The sequence below is a fragment of the Hymenobacter caeli genome, assembly GCF_013294115.1.
Lineage (GTDB): Bacteria > Bacteroidota > Bacteroidia > Cytophagales > Hymenobacteraceae > Hymenobacter > Hymenobacter caeli.
This window is the reverse complement of sequence record NZ_JABSNP010000004.1, coordinates 297,512-317,717: the sequence shown is the minus strand read 5'-3', so window position 1 is coordinate 317,717 and position 20,206 is coordinate 297,512. Positions and strand designations below refer to the sequence as shown.

The window sequence follows — 20,206 nt, the reverse complement described above, 5'->3', positions numbered from 1 at the left end:
GCCTGGATTAAAATCTGTCTTAGCAACTTAATGCTCAGACGACTTGCTAAACGGGCAATATCCAAACCTGACGATTGATTTATCCTATACCCTCTTAGCCTGGGCAATGAGCAGGCGGTCGAAGGGGTCGCGGTGGTCGCTCACGTAGGCAAGCCGATGCAACGCCGCTAAATGAACGTCGGTGATTTCAAGCAGCGAAAACCCGTGTTCTTGCACTCCAGCCTGCCAACCGGTGAAATCACCGGGGAGCACCAGCTTCCCCAGGCTGCTTTTAATAGCCACTTCCCACAAGCTGACCCGGCTAATAAAACAGCCCCCGCCGGATGCCTGGATAGCCTGAACGGTTTGAGCGGGCAAACGGGCATCGTCCTGCGCATACCAGAGCAGCGTGTGCGTATCGAGCAGCAACCGACTCATTCGTATTCCTTAAAATCGGCGAGCGGCTCGTCGAAATCATCGGCCATCCAGAAACCCGCCCCAGCCGCGAAGCCGGGCGGCGAAATGGGTTTGCCGGCCGAAAATTTGCCCAAAATGGCATCAACCATCGCCGCGATTTTCTCAATGGTTGCTTCGTCCTGGACCTGCTCGATAGCCGATAAAACCTGTTTTTTTTTCTCAACAATCATTGCATTACCAATTAGTTGGGCACTAAAGTTAAGCATTTTCCGCCCCCTCGCTACACCTTTTCCGCCAGGAAGCGGGCCGTGTGGTTGGTATCCTTCCGCTTCACCAGCTCCTCGGGGGTGCCCTCGAACAGCAGGTGGCCGCCGTTGAGGCCGCCCTCGGGGCCCAGGTCGATGAGCCAGTCGGCGCACTTGATGATGTCCACGTTGTGCTCGATGATGAGCACCGAGTTGCCCTGCTCAATCAGCGCGTTCAGGGCCCCCAGCAGCTTGGCGATGTCGTGGAAGTGCAGGCCGGTGCTGGGCTCGTCGAAGATGAACAGGATCTTGTCCTGTTGCAGCGTCGCGCCTTTGGTGAGGAACGAGGCCAGCTTCACGCGCTGGGCCTCGCCGCCGCTCAGCGTGTTGGCCGACTGCCCGAGGCGGATGTAGCCCAGGCCCACGTCTTCGAGCGGCCGCAGGCGCTCGGCCACCTTGGGCTGGGTTTTGAAGAACTGCACGGCGTCGGCCACGGTCAGCTCCAGCACCTCGTCGATGCCCTTGTCCTGGAACTTGATGTCCAGCACGTCCTGCTTGAATTTGCGGCCGCCGCAGCTTTCGCAGGTCAGGTAGATGTCGGCCATAAACTGCATCTCAATCTTCACCTGGCCCTCTCCCTGGCACACCTCGCAGCGCCCGCCCTCCACGTTGAAGCTGAAGTGCGAGGGCTTGAAACCCCGGGCCTTGGCCAGCGGCTGCTCCGAGAACAGCGTGCGAATGGTGTCGTAGGCCTTCACGTAGGTAACGGGGTTGGAGCGCGACGACTTGCCGATGGGGTTTTGGTCCACGAACTCGACGTGCGACACCTGGCCCTGCACGCCGGTCAGCTTGTCGAACTTGCCGGTGCTTTCGCCCGCGCCGCCGCCCAGCTGCTTCAGCAGGGCCGGGGCCAGGATGCGCTTGATGAGCGTGGACTTGCCCGAGCCCGACACGCCCGTGACCACCGTCATTACGCCGAGCGGAATCTTCACGCTCACGTTTTTCAGGTTGTTTTCGCGGGCCCCGCTCAGCGTCAGGGCGTTGCGCCAGGGGCGGCGCACCTTCGGCACGGCCACCTCCAGGGCCCCGCTGAGGTACTTGCCGGTGTAGGTGGCCGTGTCGCGCAGCAGCTCGGGGTAGCTGCCCTGGAACATGAGGTGGCCCCCGCCGCTGCCCGCCTCGGGGCCGATGTCGATGATCTGGTCGGCGGCGGCCATCATCTTCTCCTCGTGCTCCACCACCACCACGGTGTTGCCCAGCTGCTGCAACGAGCGCAGCACGCCAATCAGCTGCTCGGCGTCCTTGGGGTGCAGGCCGATGCTGGGCTCGTCGAGCACGTACATCGAGCCCACCAGGGCCGAGCCCAACGACGTGGCCAGCGAGATGCGCTGGCTCTCGCCGCCGCTCAGCGTGTTGCTCAAGCGGTTCAGCGTCAGGTAGCCCAAGCCCACGCGGTGGAGGTAACCCAGGCGATTAGTCACTTCCGTCACGAGCCGCTCGGCCACCTTCATCTCGTGCGCCGGCAGGCTCAGGTTAGCGAAGAATTCCAGGGCCCCCGAGATGGGCAGCAGCACCACGTCGGCAATGCTGCGGCCGTCGAGTTGAACGTACTGCGCGTCTTTACGCAGGCGGGTGCCGCGGCAGTCGGGGCACACGGTGCGGCCCCGGTAGCGGCTTTGCAGCACCCGGTACTGGATTTTGTGGGTCTGCTCGCTCACCCACTTGAAGTAGGCGTCGAGGCCCTCGAAGTGCTTGTTGCCGGTCCACAGCAGGCGCTGCTCGGCCGCGCTCAAGTCGGCGTAGGGCCGGTGGATGGGGAAGTCGAAGCGGATGCCGTTTTTCAGCAGCGGCTTCAGCCACTCGCCCTGCTTTTCGGTTCTCCAAGGAGCTATTGCCCCCTCGTACACGGTCATGCTCTTGTCGGGTATCACCAGGTCCTCGTCGATGCCCAGCACCGAGCCGAAGCCCTCGCAGGTGTGGCAGGCCCCGTACGGGTTGTTGAAGGAGAAGAAGTTCACGCTCGGCTCCTCAAACGTCAGCCCGTCCAGCTCAAACTTGTCGGAGAAAGTCCTGGTTTCAGTGCTTGGGGCCTGAGAGTTGGGGCTTGGCTCCCCCTCCACTGCTACCGGTTCATTGGCAGCTGTCAACTCCACCACGCAGGTGCCGTGGCCCTCGAAAAACGCCGTTTGCACCGAGTCGGACAGGCGGAAGAGTAGGTCTTCGTCGTCGGGGCGCAGCACGGCGCGGTCAATCATGATGGCCACCGCCCCTTTCGGCTCGGGGGCCCCGCCGCTCAGCAGGTCTTCGATGAAGGCCATGTCGCCGCCCACCACCACGCGGCTGTAGCCTTTTTGCAGCAGCAAATCCAACTCCTTGACGAGGGTGCGGCCGGGGGCCAGCGGCGGCAGCGGGGCCAGCACCATGGCCCGGGTGCCGGCGGGCTGGCCGGCCAGAAAATCGACCACGTCGGCCACGTTGTCTTTGCGCACCTGCTCGCCGCTCACGGGCGAGTACGTGCGCCCCACCCGCGCAAACAGCAGCTTGAGGTAGTCGTAAATCTCGGTGCTGGTGCCCACCGTCGAGCGGTTGTTCTTGATGCTGACCTTCTGCTCGATGGCAATGGCCGGCGAGATGCCCCGGATGTAGTCCACGTCGGGCTTGTCCATGCGGCCCAAGAACTGCCGGGCGTAGCTGCTCAGGCTCTCCACGTACATGCGCTGGCCCTCCGCGTACAAGGTATCGAAGGCCAGGCTGGACTTGCCCGAGCCCGAGAGGCCCGTGACGACGATGAACTGGTTGCGGGGCAGGGCCACGCTCAGGTTTTTCAGGTTGTGGACCCGGGCGTTTTTGATGAGGATGAACTGGCGCGGGTCGAGCTGGTCAATCGGGTCGGCCGCGGGGGCGGCCACTTGCAGAGCGTCGTTTTTGGGCATAGACAGGCTAACAGCGGGCGGGGGGCAAAAGGTTGCGGGCGCGGGCAGGGCCCACGGGACCGCAAAGGAAGCCCCCACCGATTGGCCGGCCCGGCCGCACCGTTGGCCCACACTTTAGGCCAACTCACCGAAGAAGACCGTAACATATGCGTAATTCTTGTACTTTCAATCCCTAAAACAACCAATAAATACGCCTGAGCTTCTATTTTTGATATTATTCCATGATTAAGTTTATACGTGCGCTACTATTGCTGTTGACTTCGCTGGGATGTGTGCCCGGTGCCGTGGCCGGGCCGACGCCCACGCCCCTCAGCGGCCAATGGAAAGGCCCCTTGAAGGTACTGGGCGGCGAAATCACCCTCGTCATCACCATCGTGCCGCTCAGCAACGGCAGCTACTACGCCGCCCTCGACGCGCCGCAGCAACGCATCAGCCGCATGCCGGTGGAAGTGGAGTTGAAGGGCACCGACCTCACGTTGCGCATCGCGCAGGCCGGCAGCCACTTCGAGGGCAAGGTGCTCGACGACGGGGCCAGCCTCAGCGGCACCTGGACGCAGCCGGGCCTCACCGCGCCGCTCGTGTTGGTGCGGGCCGTGGCTTCGAAGCAGGCCGCCACCCGCCTGCGGGCCGCCCCGCCCTACCGCGAGTCCGACGTATCGTTCCTCAACACCACGACCCGGCACCACTTGTCGGGCACGCTCACGGTGCCGGCCGGCGAGGGGCCCTTCCCGGCCGTGGTCCTGCTTTCGGACCTGGGGCCCCAGGGCCGCGACTCGGAGGTATCGGGCTACCGCATGTTCGGGCAGCTGGCCGACTACCTCACCCGGCACGGGGTGGCCGTGCTGCGCTTCGACGACCGGGGCGTGGGCCGCTCGGAGGGCACCTACGCCACCGCCACCACCGCCGACCTCGTGACCGACGCGCAGGCCGCCGTGGCCTGCCTGCGGGCCCAGCCCCTGGTGGCACGGGGCCGGGTGGGCTTGCTCGGGCACGGCGAGGGGGCCAACGTGGCCCTGCTGGCCGCCGGGGCCCCCGGCCGGGCCCCGGCCTTTGTGGTGTCGCTGGCCGGGTACGGCGAGCCCGGCTCGCTGGTGCTGCGGCACCAGCAGGGCGAGATTATGCGCCTGATTGGGGCCGACCCCGCCCAGGTGAAGGCCGCCCAGAGCGCCTTTGAGCGCACGGTGTATTTTGTGCGCCAGACGCCCGACAACGCCGTGGCCCGCACCAAAGTAGCGGCCTTGCTCAGCGGGGCCAACACCGGCATCGACGCCCCGATGGCCCGCGCCCGCGCCGCCCAGCTCACCTCGCCCTGGTCGCGTTACTTCTTCGACTTCGACCCCCTGGGCCGCCTGGCCCAGGTGCAGTGCCCGGTGCTGCTGCTCAACGGCACCGACGACCTCCAGGTGTCGGCGCGCCAGAACATGACGCCCCTGCTGCGGGCCCTGCGCCGCGCCCACCGCCCGGCCACGGCCCGGCGCCTCGAAGGCGTAAACCACCTGTTTCAGGCCGACCCGGAGGAGTGGCCGGTGGTGGACGGCAACCAGCAGCCCACCTTCGCGCCCGACGCACTGCAGGCCATCAGCGCGTGGGTGGCCCTGCAAACCGCGCCGCCCGGCGCGCCCCTGCCCGTGACCGTGAAGCGCCCGGCCCCGCAAAAGAGCGTCCGCTACGGCGGCCGGCCCCGGGGCGTGGCGGCGGCCACCGGCCGGTAGCCCCGGCAGTGGTTCCTGGATTTGTGGCCACTTTTGCCGCATGGCTTACCGTTGCTTTTTCTTCCTGCTGATGCTTGCCCGTTTCAGCCCGGCCGCCGCCCAGGCCGCTGCCCCGCTCGTCGTCGAAACCCAGCACCTGAGCCTGGTGCTGGCCGTGGGCGACAACCACCGCCTCTACCAGCGCTACCTGGGGCCCCGGCTGCTGGCCCCGGCCGACTACGCCCGCCTGGCCGGCGGCCACGAAGCCTACGTATCCGCCGGGCTCGACAACCTGTTCGAGCCCGCCGTGGGCCTCACGCACGCCGACGGCAACCCCTCGCTGGAGCTGCTGTTCGTGGACGCGCAAACCGCCGAGCCCAGCCCGGGCGTGCGCACCACCACCGTGCGCCTGCGCGACCCCCAGTACCCGGTGGAAGTGCTGCTGCACTACGCCGCCTACGCGGCGGAAGACGTCATCAAAACCTGGACCGAAATCAAGCACCAGGAGCGCAAGGCATTGGTGCTAAACCACTACGCCTCGGCCATGCTGCATTTGCAGGCCCCGCAGTACTGGCTCACGCAGTTCCACGGCGACTGGGCCGAGGAGATGCGGCAGCAGGAGGCCCCGCTCACCAGCGGCATCAAGGTCGTCGACAGCAAGCTCGGCGCCCGGGCCGACGTGTACCAGACGCCGGCCTTTTTCCTGGCCCTAGGCAAGGCGGCCGACGAAACCAGCGGCGAGGTGCTGGCCGGCACCCTGGGCTGGACGGGCAACTTCCGCCTGGCCTTTGAGCTGGACAACCAGAACGACCTGCGCCTCTCGGCGGGCATCAACCCCTACGCCTCGGCCTACACGCTGGCCCCCAACACGCCGTTCGTCACGCCCGAATTCATCTTCACTTACAGCACCCAGGGCAAGGGCCAGGCCTCGCGCAACCTGCACCGCTGGGCCCGCCGCTACGGTGTGCTCGACGGCACCCAGCCCCGCCTGACGCTGCTCAACAACTGGGAATCGACGTTTTTCGATTTCAACGAGCCCAAGCTGGACGCCATCATGGCCGACGCCGGCAGGCTGGGCGTGGACCTGTTTTTGCTCGACGACGGCTGGTTTGGCAACAAGTACCCGCGCAGCGCCGACAACGCCGGCCTCGGCGACTGGCAGCCCACGCGCACCAAGCTGCCCAACGGCCTGGGCCACCTGGTGCAGGAGGCCACCAAAAACGGCATCAAGTTCGGCATCTGGCTGGAGCCCGAAATGGTGAACCCCAAGAGCGAGCTGTACGAAAAACACCCCGACTGGCTGCTGAAGCTGCCCAACCGCCCCGAAGACCTCAGCCGCAACCAGCTGGTGCTGGACCTGACCAACCCCAAAGTGCAGGACTTCGTGTTCCACACCGTAGCCGACGTGTTTACCCAAAACCCCGGCCTGGCCTACGTGAAGTGGGACTGCAACCGGCCCATGACCAACGCCTACTCGCAGTACCTGGGCGCGGACCAGTCGCACCTGTACGTTGACTACGTGCGCGGCTTCTACAAGGTGTGCGAGCGGCTGCGGCAGCAGTACCCGCACGTACCCATCATGCTGTGCTCGGGCGGCGGGGGCCGCACCGACTACGGGGCCCTGAAGTACTTCACCGAGTTCTGGCCCTCCGACAACACCGACGCCGCGGAGCGCGTGTTCATCCAGTGGGGCTATTCCAACTTCTTCCCCGCGCTCACGCTGGCCTGCCACGTCACGAACTGGAACCCGCAGCAGTCGCTGAAATTCCGCACCGACGTGGCCATGATGGGCCGGCTGGGCTACGACGTGGACCTGGCCAAGCTCACGCCCGCCGAGCTGGCCTTCAGCCAGCAGGCCGTGAAAGAATACAAGCGCCTGAGCCCCGTCATCTGGCAGGGCGACCAGTACCGCCTCCGCTCGCCCTACGAAAGCAACCAACCCGTAGTGCTGTACGTGGCCGCCGACCGGGCCCGCGCCGTGCTCTTCGCCTATAACCTGCACACCCGCTTCCACGAAACGGTGCTGCGCGTGCGCCTGCAGGGCCTCGACCCCGCCCGGCGCTACCGCGTGGCCGAAACCAACCTCGTGCCCGGCACCACCTCCCGCCTCGCCGACCAGGGCCAAACCTACTCCGGGGATTACCTGATGCAAGTGGGCCTAAAAGTGTCGGACGACGAGGCCCGGGCCCTCACCAGCCACGTGCTGGAGCTGACGGCGGAGTAGCGGCCCACTGGGGCCTCGACGCACCTTCGCGTTTCCACGCCCTTTTCCAGAAACCCAAAAGATGCCCACCCCGCCCACCGTTCCGCGCCCGCCGCGCCGCCCCGCCGGGGGCCCCCTGCGCTGGGTGCGGCGCTACATGGGCTACTCGCGGGCCGAGGCGCGGGGCATGGTGGGGCTGCTGCTGGTGCTGGCCGGGGCCCTACTGCTGCCGCTGCTCTGGCACCCGGCCCAGCCGCAGTACCTGCCCGCCGACGACCAGCGGCGGCTCGACCAGCTGGCGGCCGACCTGGCCGGCAACCGGGCCCCGGGCCGGGCCGACGCCCCGCGCGAGGGCCGAGCCGTCCGCTACCCGGCAGTGGCGCGGGTGCCCCCGGGGCCCTTCGACCCCAACGCTCTCACGGCCGCGGGCTGGGAGGCCCGGGGCGTGCCGCACTTCGTGGCCGGGCGCATCGTGAAGTACCGCGACGCGGCGGGCGGCTTCCGCGCCAAGGCGCAAATCCAGAAGATGTACGGGCTGGAAGACTCGGTGTACCAGCGGCTGGCCCCGTTCATGCAGCTGCCCGACGCGCTGCCGGCCCGGGCCCCTCGGCCGGCCTACGCGGCCGGGGGGCCGGGCAAGTTGCCGCCGTTTGCCAGCACCGGCAAGTTCCCTGGTAAGCCCAAGCACCTTCAGCCCTTCGACCTGAACGCGGCCGACACCACGCAGCTGATGCAAATCCGGGGCATTGGGGCCGGGCGGGCCAAGTGGGTGGTGCAGTACCGCAACCAGCTGGGCGGCTACGTGCGGCCCGACCAGCTGGGCGAGGTGTTCGTGCTGCGCGACGCGCCCGACCTCGTGGACAGCCTGCGCAAGTACACGTTTGTGCGCCCCGGCTTCGCGCCCCAGCTGGTGAACGTGAACACCGCCTCGTTCGACGAGCTGTACCTGCACCCCTACATCCGCAAAGGGTTGGCCCGCCTCCTCGTGGCCTACCGCAAGCAGCACGGCCCCTACCGCAGCGCCGAAGACCTGAAGCAAATTCCCACCCTCAAGCCCGCCGACTGGGAGAAGCTGCGGCCTTACGTGCGCTGCGACTGAGCCGGCTCGGGCTCCGGCAGGTCGGGGGCCGGTTTTTTGCCCGCGCCCATTTCCAGGCCCCGCAGCTTGGGGGCCCGCCAGGCGGTGAAGGCCACCACGCCCAGCGTCATCAGGCCGCCGAAGATGACGCTTGAGGCCGTGCCCAGCACCTTGGCCGCCGCGCCGCTCTCGAAGGCCCCAATCTCGTTGCTGGAGCCGATGAAGATGTTGTTCACGGCCGACACGCGCCCTTTCATGTACTCCGGCGTGTAGGTGTGGATGAGCGTGGAGCGCACAATTACCGACACCGAATCGAATACGCCCGTGAGGAAAAGCATGAGCAGCGACAGGTAGATGTTGTGCGAGAGCGCAAACCCGATGGTGGCGGCCCCAAAGCCCGCCACGGCCCACAGCAGCTTGCGGCCGGCCCCCTTGCGCAGGGGCGAAAACGTGAGCCACACCGCCATCAGGGCCGTGCCCACGGCGGGGGCGGCCCGCATGTAGCCCAGGCCGGCGGGCCCCACGTTCAGCATCTCTTTGGAAGCGAAAATGGGCAGCAGCGCCACCGCCCCGCCGAAGAGCACCGCGAACAAGTCCAGCGACAGCGCGGCCAGCACAATCTGGTTGCCGAAGATGAATTTAGTGCCGCTCATGATGCTCTCGCCCAGCGTCAGCCGCTCGCCCTCGATGGGCGGCAGCTCGCGGCTGGCGATGGTGATGAACAGCACCAGGGCCAGGCCTTCGAGCACGACGTCTACCCCGTAGGCCACGTCGAGGCCCAGCGTGAGCAGGGCCCCGCCCGTGGCCGCGCCCACCACCGAGGCGGCCTGCCAGGTGGTCGAGTTCCACGTCACGGCGTTGGGCAGCAGGGCCCGGTCGGGCAGCAGCTGGGGCATGAACGAAAACAGGGCCGGCCCCAGGAAGCCCCGCGCAATGCCGCTCACGAACAGCACCAGGTACAGCGGCCACACGAAGGTGGCGTGCAGCATTTCCACGTAGAGGTGCCCGCCCAGCAGCAGCGCCCGCTGCGCCGGCAGCGAGAGCCACAGCAGCGTGGCCGCGCACAAAAACAGCACGGCCACCGTGGGCACGATAATTTTTTTGCGCCGCACCGAATCGGCCACGTGCCCGGCGTACAGCGACACCGTGATGCTGGGAATGGCTTCGGCCAGCCCGATGAGGCCCAGGGCCAGCGGGTCGTTGGTGAGCTTGAAAATTTGCCAGCCCACCACCACGCCCTGGATTTGGGTGGCGGCCGTGAACAGCACCCGGGCGGTAATCAGGCGGCGAAAGTCGGGCAGGCGCAGGGCCGCGTAGGGGTCGTGGGGGGCAGCAGGGCTCATACAAAAACGCGGAGCCAGCGCAATTTTGGGCCCCGGGCAAAGGTAGAGCCGCCGCTTTCCCCGCCACGGTGGCGCTTGCCTTGGCTGTGGCCAGCGCCTACCTTGCGGCAAGCGTCTATTTCCTTCATGTCCAGCCACGGCCTCGACCTCGTGTTTCGCCCCGACCTGCCGGCCCTCATCGCCCGCTGGCAGCGCGAAGTCACGCCCCAGGAACTTCAGGCCGGCTACCAGGCTGTGCTGGCCGCCGCCGACGCGGCCCAGTGCGGCCGCTGGCTGCTGGACCTGCGCCGCCGCGAAGACGTGATTGAGCCGGCGGTCAACGCCTGGTTCGGCACCACTTTTGCACCCGGGCTGCGGGGCCGCTACGCCGCCCCGGTGCGGCTGGCGTTTTTAATATCGCCGCTGCGGGCCCGGCAGTCCGTAGTGGCCACCGTGTCGGCCGCCGATACCGATTGCCGCATCGCTACCTTCACCGACGAGGCCTCGGCCCACGCGTGGCTGGCCCGGGCCGACGCTTGACGCGGGCCGGGGCGCGGGCGGCGGGCGGCGGGCAAATGAAGTTTTGGGGAAGGTTGCGCCCTTCCTAAAAATATTTTGGCATCTTTACTCAGAATGGCTTGCGGAAGCCCTAAGACTGCCGCTACATTTGGCAAGAGCTTGCAACCCTACGGTTAAAGCTGGTATCTCCTTTATTATTTTCTTTTACTCTCTTAGCTGCATACTATCGGCCGAAGCTCTACGTTCTCCTTATCCGTAGTCCTTTATGGAACCCACGCAGCTGAGCGATTCCGCGCTCGTTTCGCTATACCTGGCTGGCCAGGAATCCGCCTTCGCGTTGCTGCTTGAGCGGCACCGGAGCCGGGCCTACACCACTATTTTGCTCATCGTGCGCGACGAGGATGTGGCCGAAGACCTCCTCCAAGACGCGTTTATCAAAGCCATTCACGTGCTGAAAAGCGGCCGCTACAACGACGAAGGCAAGTTTGGCCCCTGGCTGTGCCGCATCGCGCACAACCTGGCCATCGACGCCTTTCGCCGCGGCAAGCGCACGCCCCACCTCAGCCTCGACGGCGACGGGCCCCTGGCCAACTCGCTCGCCCACTCGGAAGAGGGGGCCGACGACGCCCTGGCCCGCGAAGAAACTCACGCCCGCCTGCGGCAGCTCATCCAGGAGCTGCCCCCGGCGCAAAAAGAAGTGCTGCTCATGCGCCACTACGGCGACCTGAGCTTCCAGGAGATTGCCGATGCCACTGGCGTGAGCATCAACACCGCGTTGGGGCGCATGCGCTACGCCCTGATAAACCTACGGAAGAAAATGTCCGTAAACCCGCCTTACTATGATTCAAACCTTACCCTATTCGACCCTGCTGCGCTACGTGTACAACGAATTGCCAGCTAGTGCGTTGCCCGAAGTAGAAGAAGCCCTCCAGCACGACCCCGAGCTGGCCACCGCCTGCGCCGACCTGCTCCTGGCCCAGCGCACCCTCAACGGCCTCCGCTGCGAGCCCCGCCCGGCGGTGTCGGAACGTATTTTGGAGTACGCCCGCACGTTTCCGGCCGGCCGCTAGCCCTTGCCCAACCGACCTTTGTCATTGCCAGCGCCGCGGCTCCGCAGCGCTGGCAATGACTTTTTTTGCTTATTGGCCGCGCCCGCGCCCTGTTTATGACTCGTCCCGAGCGGTTTCGCTACTTCCTCGACTACTTCACCACCCACTTCCCCGAGCCCAAAACCGAGCTGCGCTACGGCAACCCCTACGAGCTTATCGTGGCCGTGGTGCTCAGCGCCCAGTGCACCGACAAGCGCGTGAACCTGGTGATGCCCGCGCTGCTGGCCGCCTTTCCCACCCCCGCCCACCTCGGCGCGGCCGCGGCCGACGATATTTTTCCCTTCATCCGCAGCGTTTCGTACCCCAATAACAAGGCCAAGCACCTGGCCGGCCTGGGCCGGATGCTGACCGAAGATTTCGGCGGCGAGGTGCCCAGCCTGCTTGATGAGCTGCAGCGCCTGCCGGGCGTGGGCCGCAAAACGGCCAACGTGGTGGTATCCGTCATCTACAACCAGCCCGCAATGGCCGTCGATACCCACGTGTTCCGGGTATCGCGCCGCCTGGGCCTCGTGCCCCAAACCGCCACCACGCCCCTGGCCGTGGAGAAAGGCTTGGTGCGCCACCTCCCCGAGGCCCTCATCCCCAAGGCCCACCACTGGCTGATTCTGCACGGCCGCTACGTCTGCGTGGCCCGCAGCCCCAAGTGCGGCATTTGCCCGCTGGCCCCCAGCTGCTGGTATTTTGAAAAAAACGTGGCCCCGCTCATCGGGCTGGGGGCCCCATCGGCCACGGCACCAAAGCTGCCGGCAATTAAGAAAACACCCAAAATCGGCTCCAGGCCGCGCAAAAAGGTGACCAGTCCGTCGGGGCCCGATTCTGTTTTGCCCTAACCGGCCGCGGTTTCCAGCACCCGCTGCACCACCGCGGCCAGCTGCCGCCGGTCGAAGGCTTGCCGGGCCAGGGCCCGGCCGCGCTGCCCGGCGGCTTGCAGCTGCGCCGGCTGGGCCAGCAGCCCGCGCAGGCAGGCTACCAGCCGCGGGGCGTCGCCGGCCGGGGTGTACCAGCCGCAGCCGTGCGCCTCGACGAGCGTTTTGGTCCAGCCTTGGTTGGTGACCACCACCGGCGTGCCCACCGCCAGCGCGTCGTAGAGCTTGGCGGGCGAGTTGGCGTCCAGCACCGGCAGGGCCAGGAACGACACCACGGCCACGTCGGCCAGCGCAAACCAAGTAAACACCGCGTGGCGCGGCTGCCCGCCCACCAGCCGGATGCGCCCCGGCCAACGCGCCGCCGCCGCTGCCACCAGCGGCTCGTAGTAGCCGTGCCCCAGGAACAGCCACACCGCGTCGGGGTCGGCGGCAGCCTGGGCCTCGGCGGCCGCCACCAGCGTGGGAATGTCGTTGGCCCGGCCGAAGGTGCCGGCATACAGCACCACTTTTTTGCCTGCCAGGCCCTGCGCCCGCCGCAGCGCGGCCACGGCGGCGGGCGTGGCCCGGGCCGCCAAATCCAGGTCGGTGCCGTTCAGCACGGTGGTCACCTTAGCGGCCGGCACGCCCAGGCCGGTTACGTAGCGCGTCATGTCGGGCGAGAGGGGCAGCACGTGTTGGGCGCTGTGGTACAGCCGCTTTTCCAGCGCAAACAGCTGCTGCCGGGCCAGGGCCGTGGGCACGGCCCCCATCGCCACCGGAAACGCGGGCCACAAGTCCTGCACCTCGAACACCCACGGCACCCGCCGCCGCGCCGCCACCCGCGCCGCCGCCCACGCCGCCGTCAGCGGCGTGCTGATGCCCCAAACTACGTCGGGCTTATCCAGTCGCAAGCCCTCGCGCACGGCCCAGGCCGCGTACCGGGCAAAGGCCAGGGCCCGCCGCGCGGGGCCCATCCCGTTGGTGTAGGCGATGTCGGCTTCGCGGATTTCCACCCCGGCCGGCACCCATGCAAACTCCCGCGTCAGCTGCTGCCCGCGCCAGGCAGGTGTAGTCAGCAGCGTTACCCGGTGCGTTTGGGCAATGTGGGCCAGCAGCGCGTAGTGCCGGCTCGTGGCCGGGCAGTCGGGGTTGGTGTGGTGCTGGCTGAAAACGGCGATGTGCACGAAAAAAGTTATGAGTTAAACAGTTCCGGTGGTTAACGAAGCAACTCATAACTTCTAACTCATAACTTTTAACTCCTTCTGGGTCGGTAGTGCGAGTCATTCAGCAGTTTCTGGGCGCTGCGCTCGGCCATGAGCTGCGGCAGCGTCACGTTGGGGTGCTCGGCCATGTACTTGCGCACGATTTGCAGGCCCACCCACTGGCCCACGCGGCCGGGGCAGGTGGCGTCAATCTCGGGCACGTTGGGCCGCTCGCCCACGTACTTCTGGATGGTGAACGGCGTGGTGTTGTAGAGCAGGTTTTGCTCCAGAAAGTGGGCCCACACCTTACTCTCGTTCACCTTCACGCCCACCATTTCTTTGCCGGTGTAGCCCAGCAGCAGCGAATCGGGGGTGCAGGGCAGCATCTGGCCGGCGAAGTACAGCGCTTTGCCCCCGCTCACCATCGCGTCGAGCATGGTGTTGGCCGTCAGGTCGTGGCGGTTGTACTTGGTGGCCACGCGCAGGGCCAGCGTTGGCAGCAGGTTGGCCGGCGCGTAGTTGCGCAGAATGTATTTGGGCAGGCCCACCGGCCGGAATTTGGCCTTGGGCCCCGCAAACCAATCCAGGCTCAGCACCAGCAAGCTGTCGTTCACAAAAATGTCTTTTCCCTCAAAGCCACTCACGAACGTGGCCGTGCGCGGGGCCCGGAAACCCGGGAAGTAATAGTTCACCCGCCCAAACAGGGCCCCCAGGTCGCGCCCCAGCGCGGCACTGTCGGGGAAAGCCGCCGCCGTCTGCTGGGCCAGCTCGCGCAGGTGCGGCTCGGCGGCCAAGCGGGCCAGGGCCGTGGCCCCGGTGGTGTCGGTGGCCGTGCGCCGCTGCAAGTAGAAGCGGGCAAACACCGGGTGGGCGTTCATAAACGCCACCGCGTCCGCGGGGCCCTTTATGTTAAAAAACGGAGCGTCCAGCCGCTGCACCCGCACCGCGGGCGTGGGCGCAGCGGCGGCAGCATCGGGACGGCAGCCGGCTTGCTGGCGCTGGCCGCAGCCGGCCAGGGCCAGCCCCGCGGCCAGCAAAACGGACCAGGCACCTCGCCCAGCAATTCTTTTCTTATTCACGCGTTTCTACTTTCGGGTAAAATTAGCCACAAGCCGGGCCCGCGCCCGCAACCTTCCCGGCATTCTTTCGCTCCTCCCTTTATGAAAAGACTATTCCTTTCCCTAGCGGTCTTAGCGGCCAGCGCCACTGCAGCTTCGGCCCAGGTAGAAATCGGCATCAAAATATCGCCTGCTATTACTTCACTTCGCGCCGAATCGCCGTCCGCTACCGCATTTGCCAGCGAAAGCAGTAAGCTTAGCTTCGGCGGAGGCCTTATTGTAGATTATTTCTTTGGCGAGAACTATGCGTTCAGCACAGGCCTGTTTCTGACGGGCAAGGGCGGCACCATTTCCTACAACGACAAGAATCCGCCGTATTTACCCGGCACACCTCAAGCCGGTGTTCGGGTCAACCAAAAGATTGCCACCCAATACCTCGAAGTACCCGCCACCATCAAGCTATTCACTAATGAATTAGCGCCCGCCACCCGGCTCTATTTCCAACTGGGCGGTTCGCTGGCCGTGCCGATTGCCACCCGCATCAACGGCGAGAAATTTTATCAGGACCCTTACGACAACAACAACGAAACCTCGGCCTCCGACCACGTTTTTGACATTGACATCAACGCCCTGCTCGGGGCCGGGGTCGAATACCAGCTCGGCCGCAGCACCAAGGCCCTAGCCGGCATCAGCTACCACCGCGGCTTGGTGGACCTCGACCGCTACTTCGAAAAAACCCGCGGCTTCACCGACGTTACCATCAAAAACAGCGTGTTTGCGCTGGATTTGGGCATGAAATTTTAATCGCTGATTGAGCTAAGCAACCGTGATTTCTCTAATTTTTAGGTTATAAAACACACATCAAAAAGCCCCGACTGCGTCTGCAGCCGGGGCTTTTGGTTGACAAACGAATCAGCGAAATCCGTTAAATCTGCTTAATCTGCGGTCCTAGTCGGTAAATTCTATTTCCCGGTCTTGCACCTTGCTCATGGCCGCGGCCATCGAGCGGAGCTGAATTTCCTCGCCGCGCTCGTCTTCGATGCGGTAGTCGGTGAGGCCCAGGCTACTGTCTTTCACCAGCTTCACCCATTTGTAGTACTTCAGGTACCACTTCATCTGGCGCGAAACCAGGCCTTTGGTGTAGTAGGCGTACAAGAACGGGTGCACCGACAGCGTGAGGCCCGACTGGTTTTGGTTCACCAGCAAGTCGTCGATGCTGTTGTCAATATCATCCGTCACCTGGATGGAGGCCGAAATGCGGCCCGTACCGCCGCAGGTCGGGCACACCTCGCCGGTAATGATGGTTTCGGCCGGGCGCACGCGCTGCCGCGTGATTTGCAGCAGCCCAAATTTGGTCAGGGGCAGCACCGTGAACTTGGCTTTGTCGGCCTTCATCACATCGCGCACAGCATCTTCCACCTTTTTGCGGCTTTCCGCGGCCCGCATGTCAATGAAATCGACCACGATGATGCCGCCCATGTCGCGCAGGCGCAGCTGCCGCGCCACCTCCTTGGCGGCCAGCAGGTTAATCATTAGGGCAGTGGCTTCCTGGTCGTTTTCCTGGTTGCTCTTGCTGCCCGAGTTCACGTCGATGACGTGCAGAGCCTCGGTGTGCTCGATGACGAGGTAGCCCCCGCCGGGCACGGTTACCGTCTTGCCAAACAGCGTCTTAAGCTGCTTCTCGATGCCGGTTTGCTCAAAAACCTTGACCTTGGCGTTGTGCAGCTTCAGCAAACCGAGCTTGTCGGGCGCAATCTTCTGCAAGTAGTCGCGCATCTCTTCGTACATGGCCGGGGCGTCCACCAAAATGCTGTCGAACGACTCGTTGAGCATGTCGCGCAGCATCGACGACGTGCGGCCCAGCTCGCCCAGCACCTTGTCGGCGGGCTTGGCGGTGCGCAGCGTGGCGGCCAACTGCTCCCACTTGCCCACCATGTCCTGCATGTCGTTGTCCAGCTCGGCCACGTCGCGCCCTTCCGCCACGGTGCGGATGATGACGCCGAAGTTGTTGGGCTTAATGCTGGCGATGAGGCGCTTGAGCCGGTCGCGCTCCGCCTTGCTCACAATTTTCTTGCTCACGCTAATCGTGTTCGAGAACGGCATCAGCACGAGGTAGCGGCCGGCCATCGAAATGTCGGTGCTCACCCGGGGCCCCTTCGTCGAGATGGGTTCCTTGATGATTTGCACCACGATTTGCTGGCCCTTTTTGAACACGCTCTCCGCCTTGCCCACCTTGTCGAGGGGCGGCTCAAACGTGAACGGGTCGAGGCTGGCCGCGCCGGCTTTGCCGCTTTGCACGCCCCGCGCCCACTTCGTGAGCGACGGGTACTGCTCGCCCAGGTCGCCGTAGTGCAGAAAAGCGTCTTTTTCGTAGCCGATGTCCACGAAAGCCGCGTTGAGGCCGGGCATCACCTTTTTCACGGTGCCCAGGAAGATGTCGCCCACCGAGTAATTGGTGTCGTTGCGGTCGAAGTGGTACTCAATGAGCCGCTTATCCTGCAACAGCGCAATCCGCTCGCCTTCCTGAGTTGAATTAATCACTAATTCATTACTCAATGTCTTGTTTGGTTAAAGCAGCCCCGGCAAGCGGGTGGGCATCGACGCCCCAAAACCAGCAAAAGGGAAGCCAGAACCCACTGGTCCTGACTTCCCTCGCGAGCCACGGGAAAAGCACACACCCGCCGCATCCGGGAGGCTACTGTGAGAGATGGGCAGCCAGTCGGCGCTGCATTAACAGCAACCGCTGGCTACCAAAGCACCCCAAGGGGCGGCTTACTTCTTCTTGTGGCGGTTCTTGCGCAGGCGCTTCTTGCGCTTGTGGGTAGCAATCTTATGGCGTTTCCGTTTTTTACCGCAGGGCATATGCTTGTGGGTTAAGTTATTGGGTTTGAGAGTAGATTCATTTCAATTTGGCCAGCTCCTCTTCTACCGACGCGGCCAGGGCCGGGTCGTTGCTAAGGCTTTTGGCGGCCAGGAAGGCCGTACGGGCCTGCTCCTTGGCCCCCGTCCGGGCCGACGTCACGCCCAGGTAAAACTGGCCGTTCACGTTTCGGGGGTTCACCTTCACCAGCTGCTGGAAGCGCTCCACGGCCTTATCGAACTGGTTGCTTTGCACCGCCAGAATGCCCAGGTCGTACAGGGCTTTTTCGTTGTTGGGGTCGGCGGCCAGCACCTCGCGCAGCAGCGTCACGCCCTGCACGGGGTTGTCGGAGGCCATGTAGGCCATGCCCAGGTTGGTTTTGGCGTCGAGGTTGTTGGGGCTCTGGGCCAGCACTTTGGTGTACAGCTCCCGGGCCTTGCCGCCCAGCAGCTTGATGCGGGCATCCGACGAAGCGAAGCTAAACGCCTGGAAGTACGCATCGGCGGCCTGCTGCAAGGCCTGGGGGCCCGGCTGCGCCGCCGCCACCTGCTCGTAGTAATAGCCGGCGCTATCGAAGCGCTGCACGTTCTCGTAGCGGCGGGCCAGCAGCGTGGCCGCCGCGGCCTGCTTGGCCGGCGTGCCGGCGGCGGCCAGCTGCTTCAGCAGGCTGTTCAGCTCCTGGCGCTGGGCCGGGGTGGCGGTGGTGTGGGGCGCGGCGGCCGTGGGGCCCGCCGGGGAAGTGGCCGGCCCCACTTCGGCCGACACCGGGCCCGACGAAGCGTCGGCCTTGGAGCCGTTGGTGGCCGGGCCGCCCCCGTCGCGGTTGGCCGTGCGGGCCGCATCTTTGGTTAGCTCACCTTTGCCTTCCTTGGGCTTCACGATGCCCTTGGGCAACAAGAATAACCCGCCAATCAACGCCAGGGCGAGAATAAGCACCATGACCTGGTGAGCGGCGGGACGGGAGGCAGAAGCAGCCATAGAAAAGAGCTTGCCGCCGGGCCTCCCACCACGGGGAAGACACCGGCGGCACAGCCGGCATTTAACGGGTAAGCAACAGCTAAAACCTAGGCTTTGGCGGCCGTGGTTTTTACTTTTTTGCTGTTTTTAATTTTAGCCACGAAGGTTTTCGACGGCTTGAAGCTCGGAATGTAGTGCTCCTCGATGATGAGCGACGTGTTTTTCGAGATGTTGCGGGCCACTTTCCGGGCGCGTTTCTTGTTGACGAAAGAGCCGAAGCCGCGCACGTAAATGTTGTTGCCTTCGGTCATCGAGTCCTTCACTACTTTGAAGAAGGCCTCCACGGTCATCAACACATCTGCTTTCTCGATGCCGGTTTTCTGCGAAATTTCGGCGATTACCTCTGCTTTGGTCACGTTGGGTAGGTACTTAGGGGTAAAAAAATAAGAATCTGGGCAATAAAAACCACCGCTTTCCGCGTAAGCCCTTGCCCGGTAGGCGGTTCGCTTATGAAATCGGGCCACAAAGGTAGCTTCTTTTTTGGTTTTTCCCAACCCACCCACCCAATCGGCCGCTGGCCCCAATTTATTCGTCCTCAAAATTTTGGCTAAACCCGCCCACCAACCCTCCGTGCTGGCCGCCGCGCTGCTGGCCTGGTACCCGCGCCACCACCGCGACCTGCCCTGGCGGCACACCCGCGACCCCTACGCCATCTGGCTGTCCGAAGTCATCCTTCAGCAAACCCGCGTGGCGCAGGGCCTCCCCTACTACGAAGCTTTTTTGGCCGCTTACCCCACGGTGCAGGCCCTGGCCGGGGCCCCCGAGCAGGAGGTGCTGCGCCTGTGGCAGGGCCTGGGCTACTACTCCCGGGCCCGCAACATGCACCACACCGCCCAGCAAGTGGTGCAGGAACACGGCGGCCAGTTCCCGACCACTTACGCCGGCCTGCTGAAGCTGCGCGGCGTGGGGCCCTACACGGCGGCGGCCATCGCCTCGTTTGCTTTCGACGAGGCGGTGGCTGTGCTCGACGGCAACGTGTACCGGGTGCTGGCGCGCATTTTCGGGCTGCACGCTGATATTGCCGCGCCGGCTTCGCGCAAGGAATTCCAGGCCTTGGCCGACCAGCACATTCCGGCCGCCGCGCCCGCCGATTTCAACCAGGCCATTATGGAGTTCGGGGCCTTGCAATGCACGCCGGCGCGGCCCGATTGCCTGTTTTGCCCCATGCAGCACAGCTGCTGGGCGTTTCAGCACGGGCAGGTGGCACTGCTGCCGGTGAAGAGCAAGGCCAAAGCGGCGCGGGTGCGCTACCTGCACTACCTGGTGCTGCGCCACGGCGAGGCCACGTACCTGAAAAAGCGCGGCGAAAAGGACATTTGGCAGGGCCTCTACGACTTTGCCGTGGTCGAAACCACCGGGCTGGAGCTGGGCGCGGCCGAGGTGCTGCGCCACGTGGAGGCCCTGGGCGGGCAGCTCGACACCCGCCTTGCCGCCGAGCCCCGGCCCCCGGCGTTGCTCAAGCACGTGCTGAGCCACCAAAAGCTGGAGGCTCGCTTCCACACCCTGTGGCTGGCGGGGCCCCTGCCCGCCCGCACCCTGGCCGACACCGGCCTGCACGCTTACACGGCGGCCGAAATTGAGGCGCTGCCCAAGCCCCAGCTCATTGCCAATTATTTGGGCAAAAACTAAATTTTATTTACTAAAATATTTGGTAATTATTTTTAAGACGATTACCTTTACAACACCTTAATCTCTGCGAGGTAAAACGCATTTTACCATTTTTAACCC

18 protein-coding genes are annotated in these 20,206 nt (G+C 64.8%); 9 read left to right on the top strand and 9 right to left on the bottom strand.

Going from position 1 to position 20,206, the window contains the following annotated elements; genetic code table 11:
• Nucleotides 1–84: 84 nt before the first annotated feature.
• From HNP98_RS06680 to uvrA, 3 genes are read right to left on the bottom strand one after another with little or no spacing between them, the layout of a single operon-like run.
• The gene (locus tag HNP98_RS06680) at nucleotides 85–417 is read right to left on the bottom strand and encodes a type II toxin-antitoxin system VapC family toxin (RefSeq protein ID WP_173809259.1); all 333 of its coding nucleotides are present in this window, start codon (nucleotides 415–417) and stop codon (nucleotides 85–87) included.
• Nucleotides 414–626 carry a DUF2281 domain-containing protein gene (locus HNP98_RS06675; protein WP_173809258.1) on the bottom strand — a complete coding sequence of 71 codons (213 nt, stop codon included), beginning with the start codon at nucleotides 624–626 and terminating at the stop codon, nucleotides 414–416. Before HNP98_RS06675 ends, HNP98_RS06680 begins: the two co-directional genes overlap by 4 nt.
• A gap of 50 nt (nucleotides 627–676) precedes the next feature.
• Nucleotides 677–3,574 carry an excinuclease ABC subunit UvrA gene (uvrA, locus tag HNP98_RS06670; protein WP_173809257.1) on the bottom strand — a complete coding sequence of 966 codons (2,898 nt, stop codon included), beginning with the start codon at nucleotides 3,572–3,574 and terminating at the stop codon, nucleotides 677–679.
• A 221-nt stretch (nucleotides 3,575–3,795) separates the two neighbouring features.
• On the opposite strand from uvrA, the gene HNP98_RS06665 reads away from it, so the two are divergent.
• From HNP98_RS06665 to HNP98_RS06655, 3 genes are all read left to right on the top strand, one after another.
• Nucleotides 3,796–5,286 carry an alpha/beta hydrolase family protein gene (locus tag HNP98_RS06665; protein ID WP_173809256.1) on the top strand — a complete coding sequence of 497 codons (1,491 nt, stop codon included), beginning with the start codon at nucleotides 3,796–3,798 and terminating at the stop codon, nucleotides 5,284–5,286.
• Nucleotides 5,287–5,356: 70 nt separating this feature from the next.
• Nucleotides 5,357–7,489: an alpha-galactosidase gene (locus HNP98_RS06660; RefSeq protein WP_173809255.1), complete on the top strand. Its 2,133-nt coding sequence runs from the start codon at nucleotides 5,357–5,359 to the stop codon at nucleotides 7,487–7,489.
• A 61-nt stretch (nucleotides 7,490–7,550) separates the two neighbouring features.
• Nucleotides 7,551–8,567, top strand: a complete 1,017-nt coding sequence (locus tag HNP98_RS06655; protein ID WP_173809254.1) for a ComEA family DNA-binding protein — start codon at nucleotides 7,551–7,553, stop codon at nucleotides 8,565–8,567.
• Here the strand turns inward: HNP98_RS06655 and HNP98_RS06650 are convergent.
• Nucleotides 8,549–9,889 carry an MFS transporter gene (locus HNP98_RS06650; protein WP_173809253.1) on the bottom strand — a complete coding sequence of 447 codons (1,341 nt, stop codon included), beginning with the start codon at nucleotides 9,887–9,889 and terminating at the stop codon, nucleotides 8,549–8,551. The genes HNP98_RS06655 and HNP98_RS06650 overlap by 19 nt on opposite strands.
• Nucleotides 9,890–10,015: 126 nt before the next feature.
• Between HNP98_RS06650 and HNP98_RS06645 the strand changes: the two genes are divergently transcribed.
• From HNP98_RS06645 to nth, 4 genes are all read left to right on the top strand, one after another.
• Nucleotides 10,016–10,408 carry a hypothetical protein gene (locus HNP98_RS06645; RefSeq protein WP_173809252.1) on the top strand — a complete coding sequence of 131 codons (393 nt, stop codon included), beginning with the start codon at nucleotides 10,016–10,018 and terminating at the stop codon, nucleotides 10,406–10,408.
• Nucleotides 10,409–10,652: 244 nt separating this feature from the next.
• The gene (locus HNP98_RS06640; protein WP_173809251.1) at nucleotides 10,653–11,288 is read left to right on the top strand and encodes an RNA polymerase sigma factor; all 636 of its coding nucleotides are present in this window, start codon (nucleotides 10,653–10,655) and stop codon (nucleotides 11,286–11,288) included.
• Nucleotides 11,227–11,457, top strand: a complete 231-nt coding sequence (locus HNP98_RS06635) for a hypothetical protein (protein ID WP_217425669.1) — start codon at nucleotides 11,227–11,229, stop codon at nucleotides 11,455–11,457. The genes HNP98_RS06640 and HNP98_RS06635 overlap by 62 nt, the downstream gene beginning before the upstream one ends.
• 95 nt (nucleotides 11,458–11,552) lie before the next feature.
• Nucleotides 11,553–12,326, top strand: coding sequence for an endonuclease III (nth, locus tag HNP98_RS06630; RefSeq protein ID WP_173809250.1), 774 nt, complete (start codon nucleotides 11,553–11,555; stop codon nucleotides 12,324–12,326).
• On the opposite strand, the gene HNP98_RS06625 is transcribed toward nth, so the two are convergent.
• Entirely contained in the window at nucleotides 12,323–13,525 is a 1,203-nt protein-coding gene (locus tag HNP98_RS06625) for a glycosyltransferase family 4 protein (protein ID WP_173809249.1), read from the bottom strand. The two genes, nth and HNP98_RS06625, sit on opposite strands and share 4 nt — an antisense overlap.
• Nucleotides 13,526–13,593: 68 nt before the next feature.
• Nucleotides 13,594–14,622 carry a gliding motility protein GldB-related protein gene (locus HNP98_RS06620; protein ID WP_173809248.1) on the bottom strand — a complete coding sequence of 343 codons (1,029 nt, stop codon included), beginning with the start codon at nucleotides 14,620–14,622 and terminating at the stop codon, nucleotides 13,594–13,596.
• 81 nt (nucleotides 14,623–14,703) lie between these two features.
• On the opposite strand from HNP98_RS06620, the gene HNP98_RS06615 reads away from it, so the two are divergent.
• A complete protein-coding gene (locus HNP98_RS06615; RefSeq protein WP_173809247.1) occupies nucleotides 14,704–15,405 on the top strand; it encodes a porin family protein in 702 nt (233 codons plus the stop codon).
• A gap of 144 nt (nucleotides 15,406–15,549) precedes the next feature.
• Here the strand turns inward: HNP98_RS06615 and HNP98_RS06610 are convergent, their stop codons facing one another.
• From HNP98_RS06610 to HNP98_RS06600, 3 genes are all read right to left on the bottom strand, one after another.
• A complete protein-coding gene (locus HNP98_RS06610) occupies nucleotides 15,550–17,157 on the bottom strand; it encodes an Rne/Rng family ribonuclease (RefSeq protein ID WP_173809246.1) in 1,608 nt (535 codons plus the stop codon).
• Nucleotides 17,158–17,500: 343 nt separating this feature from the next.
• A complete protein-coding gene (locus HNP98_RS06605) occupies nucleotides 17,501–18,439 on the bottom strand; it encodes a tetratricopeptide repeat protein (protein ID WP_173809245.1) in 939 nt (312 codons plus the stop codon).
• A gap of 86 nt (nucleotides 18,440–18,525) precedes the next feature.
• Nucleotides 18,526–18,942, bottom strand: coding sequence for an HU family DNA-binding protein (locus tag HNP98_RS06600; RefSeq protein WP_173809244.1), 417 nt, complete (start codon nucleotides 18,940–18,942; stop codon nucleotides 18,526–18,528).
• Nucleotides 18,943–19,021: 79 nt separating this feature from the next.
• Here HNP98_RS06600 and mutY point away from each other — a divergent pair, with 79 nt between their 5' ends.
• Complete coding sequence (mutY, locus tag HNP98_RS06595; RefSeq protein ID WP_246275001.1) at nucleotides 19,022–20,107, top strand: A/G-specific adenine glycosylase; 1,086 nt, start codon at nucleotides 19,022–19,024, stop codon at nucleotides 20,105–20,107.
• Nucleotides 20,108–20,206 lie beyond the last annotated feature (99 nt).

Bases quoted from the DNA above. Each gene is read 5' to 3' on its own strand.
- HNP98_RS06605 (WP_173809245.1), bottom strand. From the start codon at position 18,439: ATGGCTGCTTCTGCCTCCCGTCCCGCCGCTCACCAGGTCATGGTGCTT.
- HNP98_RS06665 (WP_173809256.1), top strand. From the start codon at position 3,796: ATGATTAAGTTTATACGTGCGCTACTATTGCTGTTGACTTCGCTGGGA.
- uvrA (WP_173809257.1), bottom strand. From the start codon at position 3,574: ATGCCCAAAAACGACGCTCTGCAAGTGGCCGCCCCCGCGGCCGACCCG.
- HNP98_RS06640 (WP_173809251.1), top strand. From the start codon at position 10,653: ATGGAACCCACGCAGCTGAGCGATTCCGCGCTCGTTTCGCTATACCTG.
- HNP98_RS06615 (WP_173809247.1), top strand. From the start codon at position 14,704: ATGAAAAGACTATTCCTTTCCCTAGCGGTCTTAGCGGCCAGCGCCACT.
- nth (WP_173809250.1), top strand. From the start codon at position 11,553: ATGACTCGTCCCGAGCGGTTTCGCTACTTCCTCGACTACTTCACCACC.
- HNP98_RS06635 (WP_217425669.1), top strand. From the start codon at position 11,227: ATGATTCAAACCTTACCCTATTCGACCCTGCTGCGCTACGTGTACAAC.
- HNP98_RS06680 (WP_173809259.1), bottom strand. From the start codon at position 417: ATGAGTCGGTTGCTGCTCGATACGCACACGCTGCTCTGGTATGCGCAG.
- HNP98_RS06650 (WP_173809253.1), bottom strand. From the start codon at position 9,889: ATGAGCCCTGCTGCCCCCCACGACCCCTACGCGGCCCTGCGCCTGCCC.
- HNP98_RS06675 (WP_173809258.1), bottom strand. From the start codon at position 626: ATGATTGTTGAGAAAAAAAAACAGGTTTTATCGGCTATCGAGCAGGTC.
- HNP98_RS06660 (WP_173809255.1), top strand. From the start codon at position 5,357: ATGCTTGCCCGTTTCAGCCCGGCCGCCGCCCAGGCCGCTGCCCCGCTC.
- HNP98_RS06645 (WP_173809252.1), top strand. From the start codon at position 10,016: ATGTCCAGCCACGGCCTCGACCTCGTGTTTCGCCCCGACCTGCCGGCC.
- HNP98_RS06655 (WP_173809254.1), top strand. From the start codon at position 7,551: ATGCCCACCCCGCCCACCGTTCCGCGCCCGCCGCGCCGCCCCGCCGGG.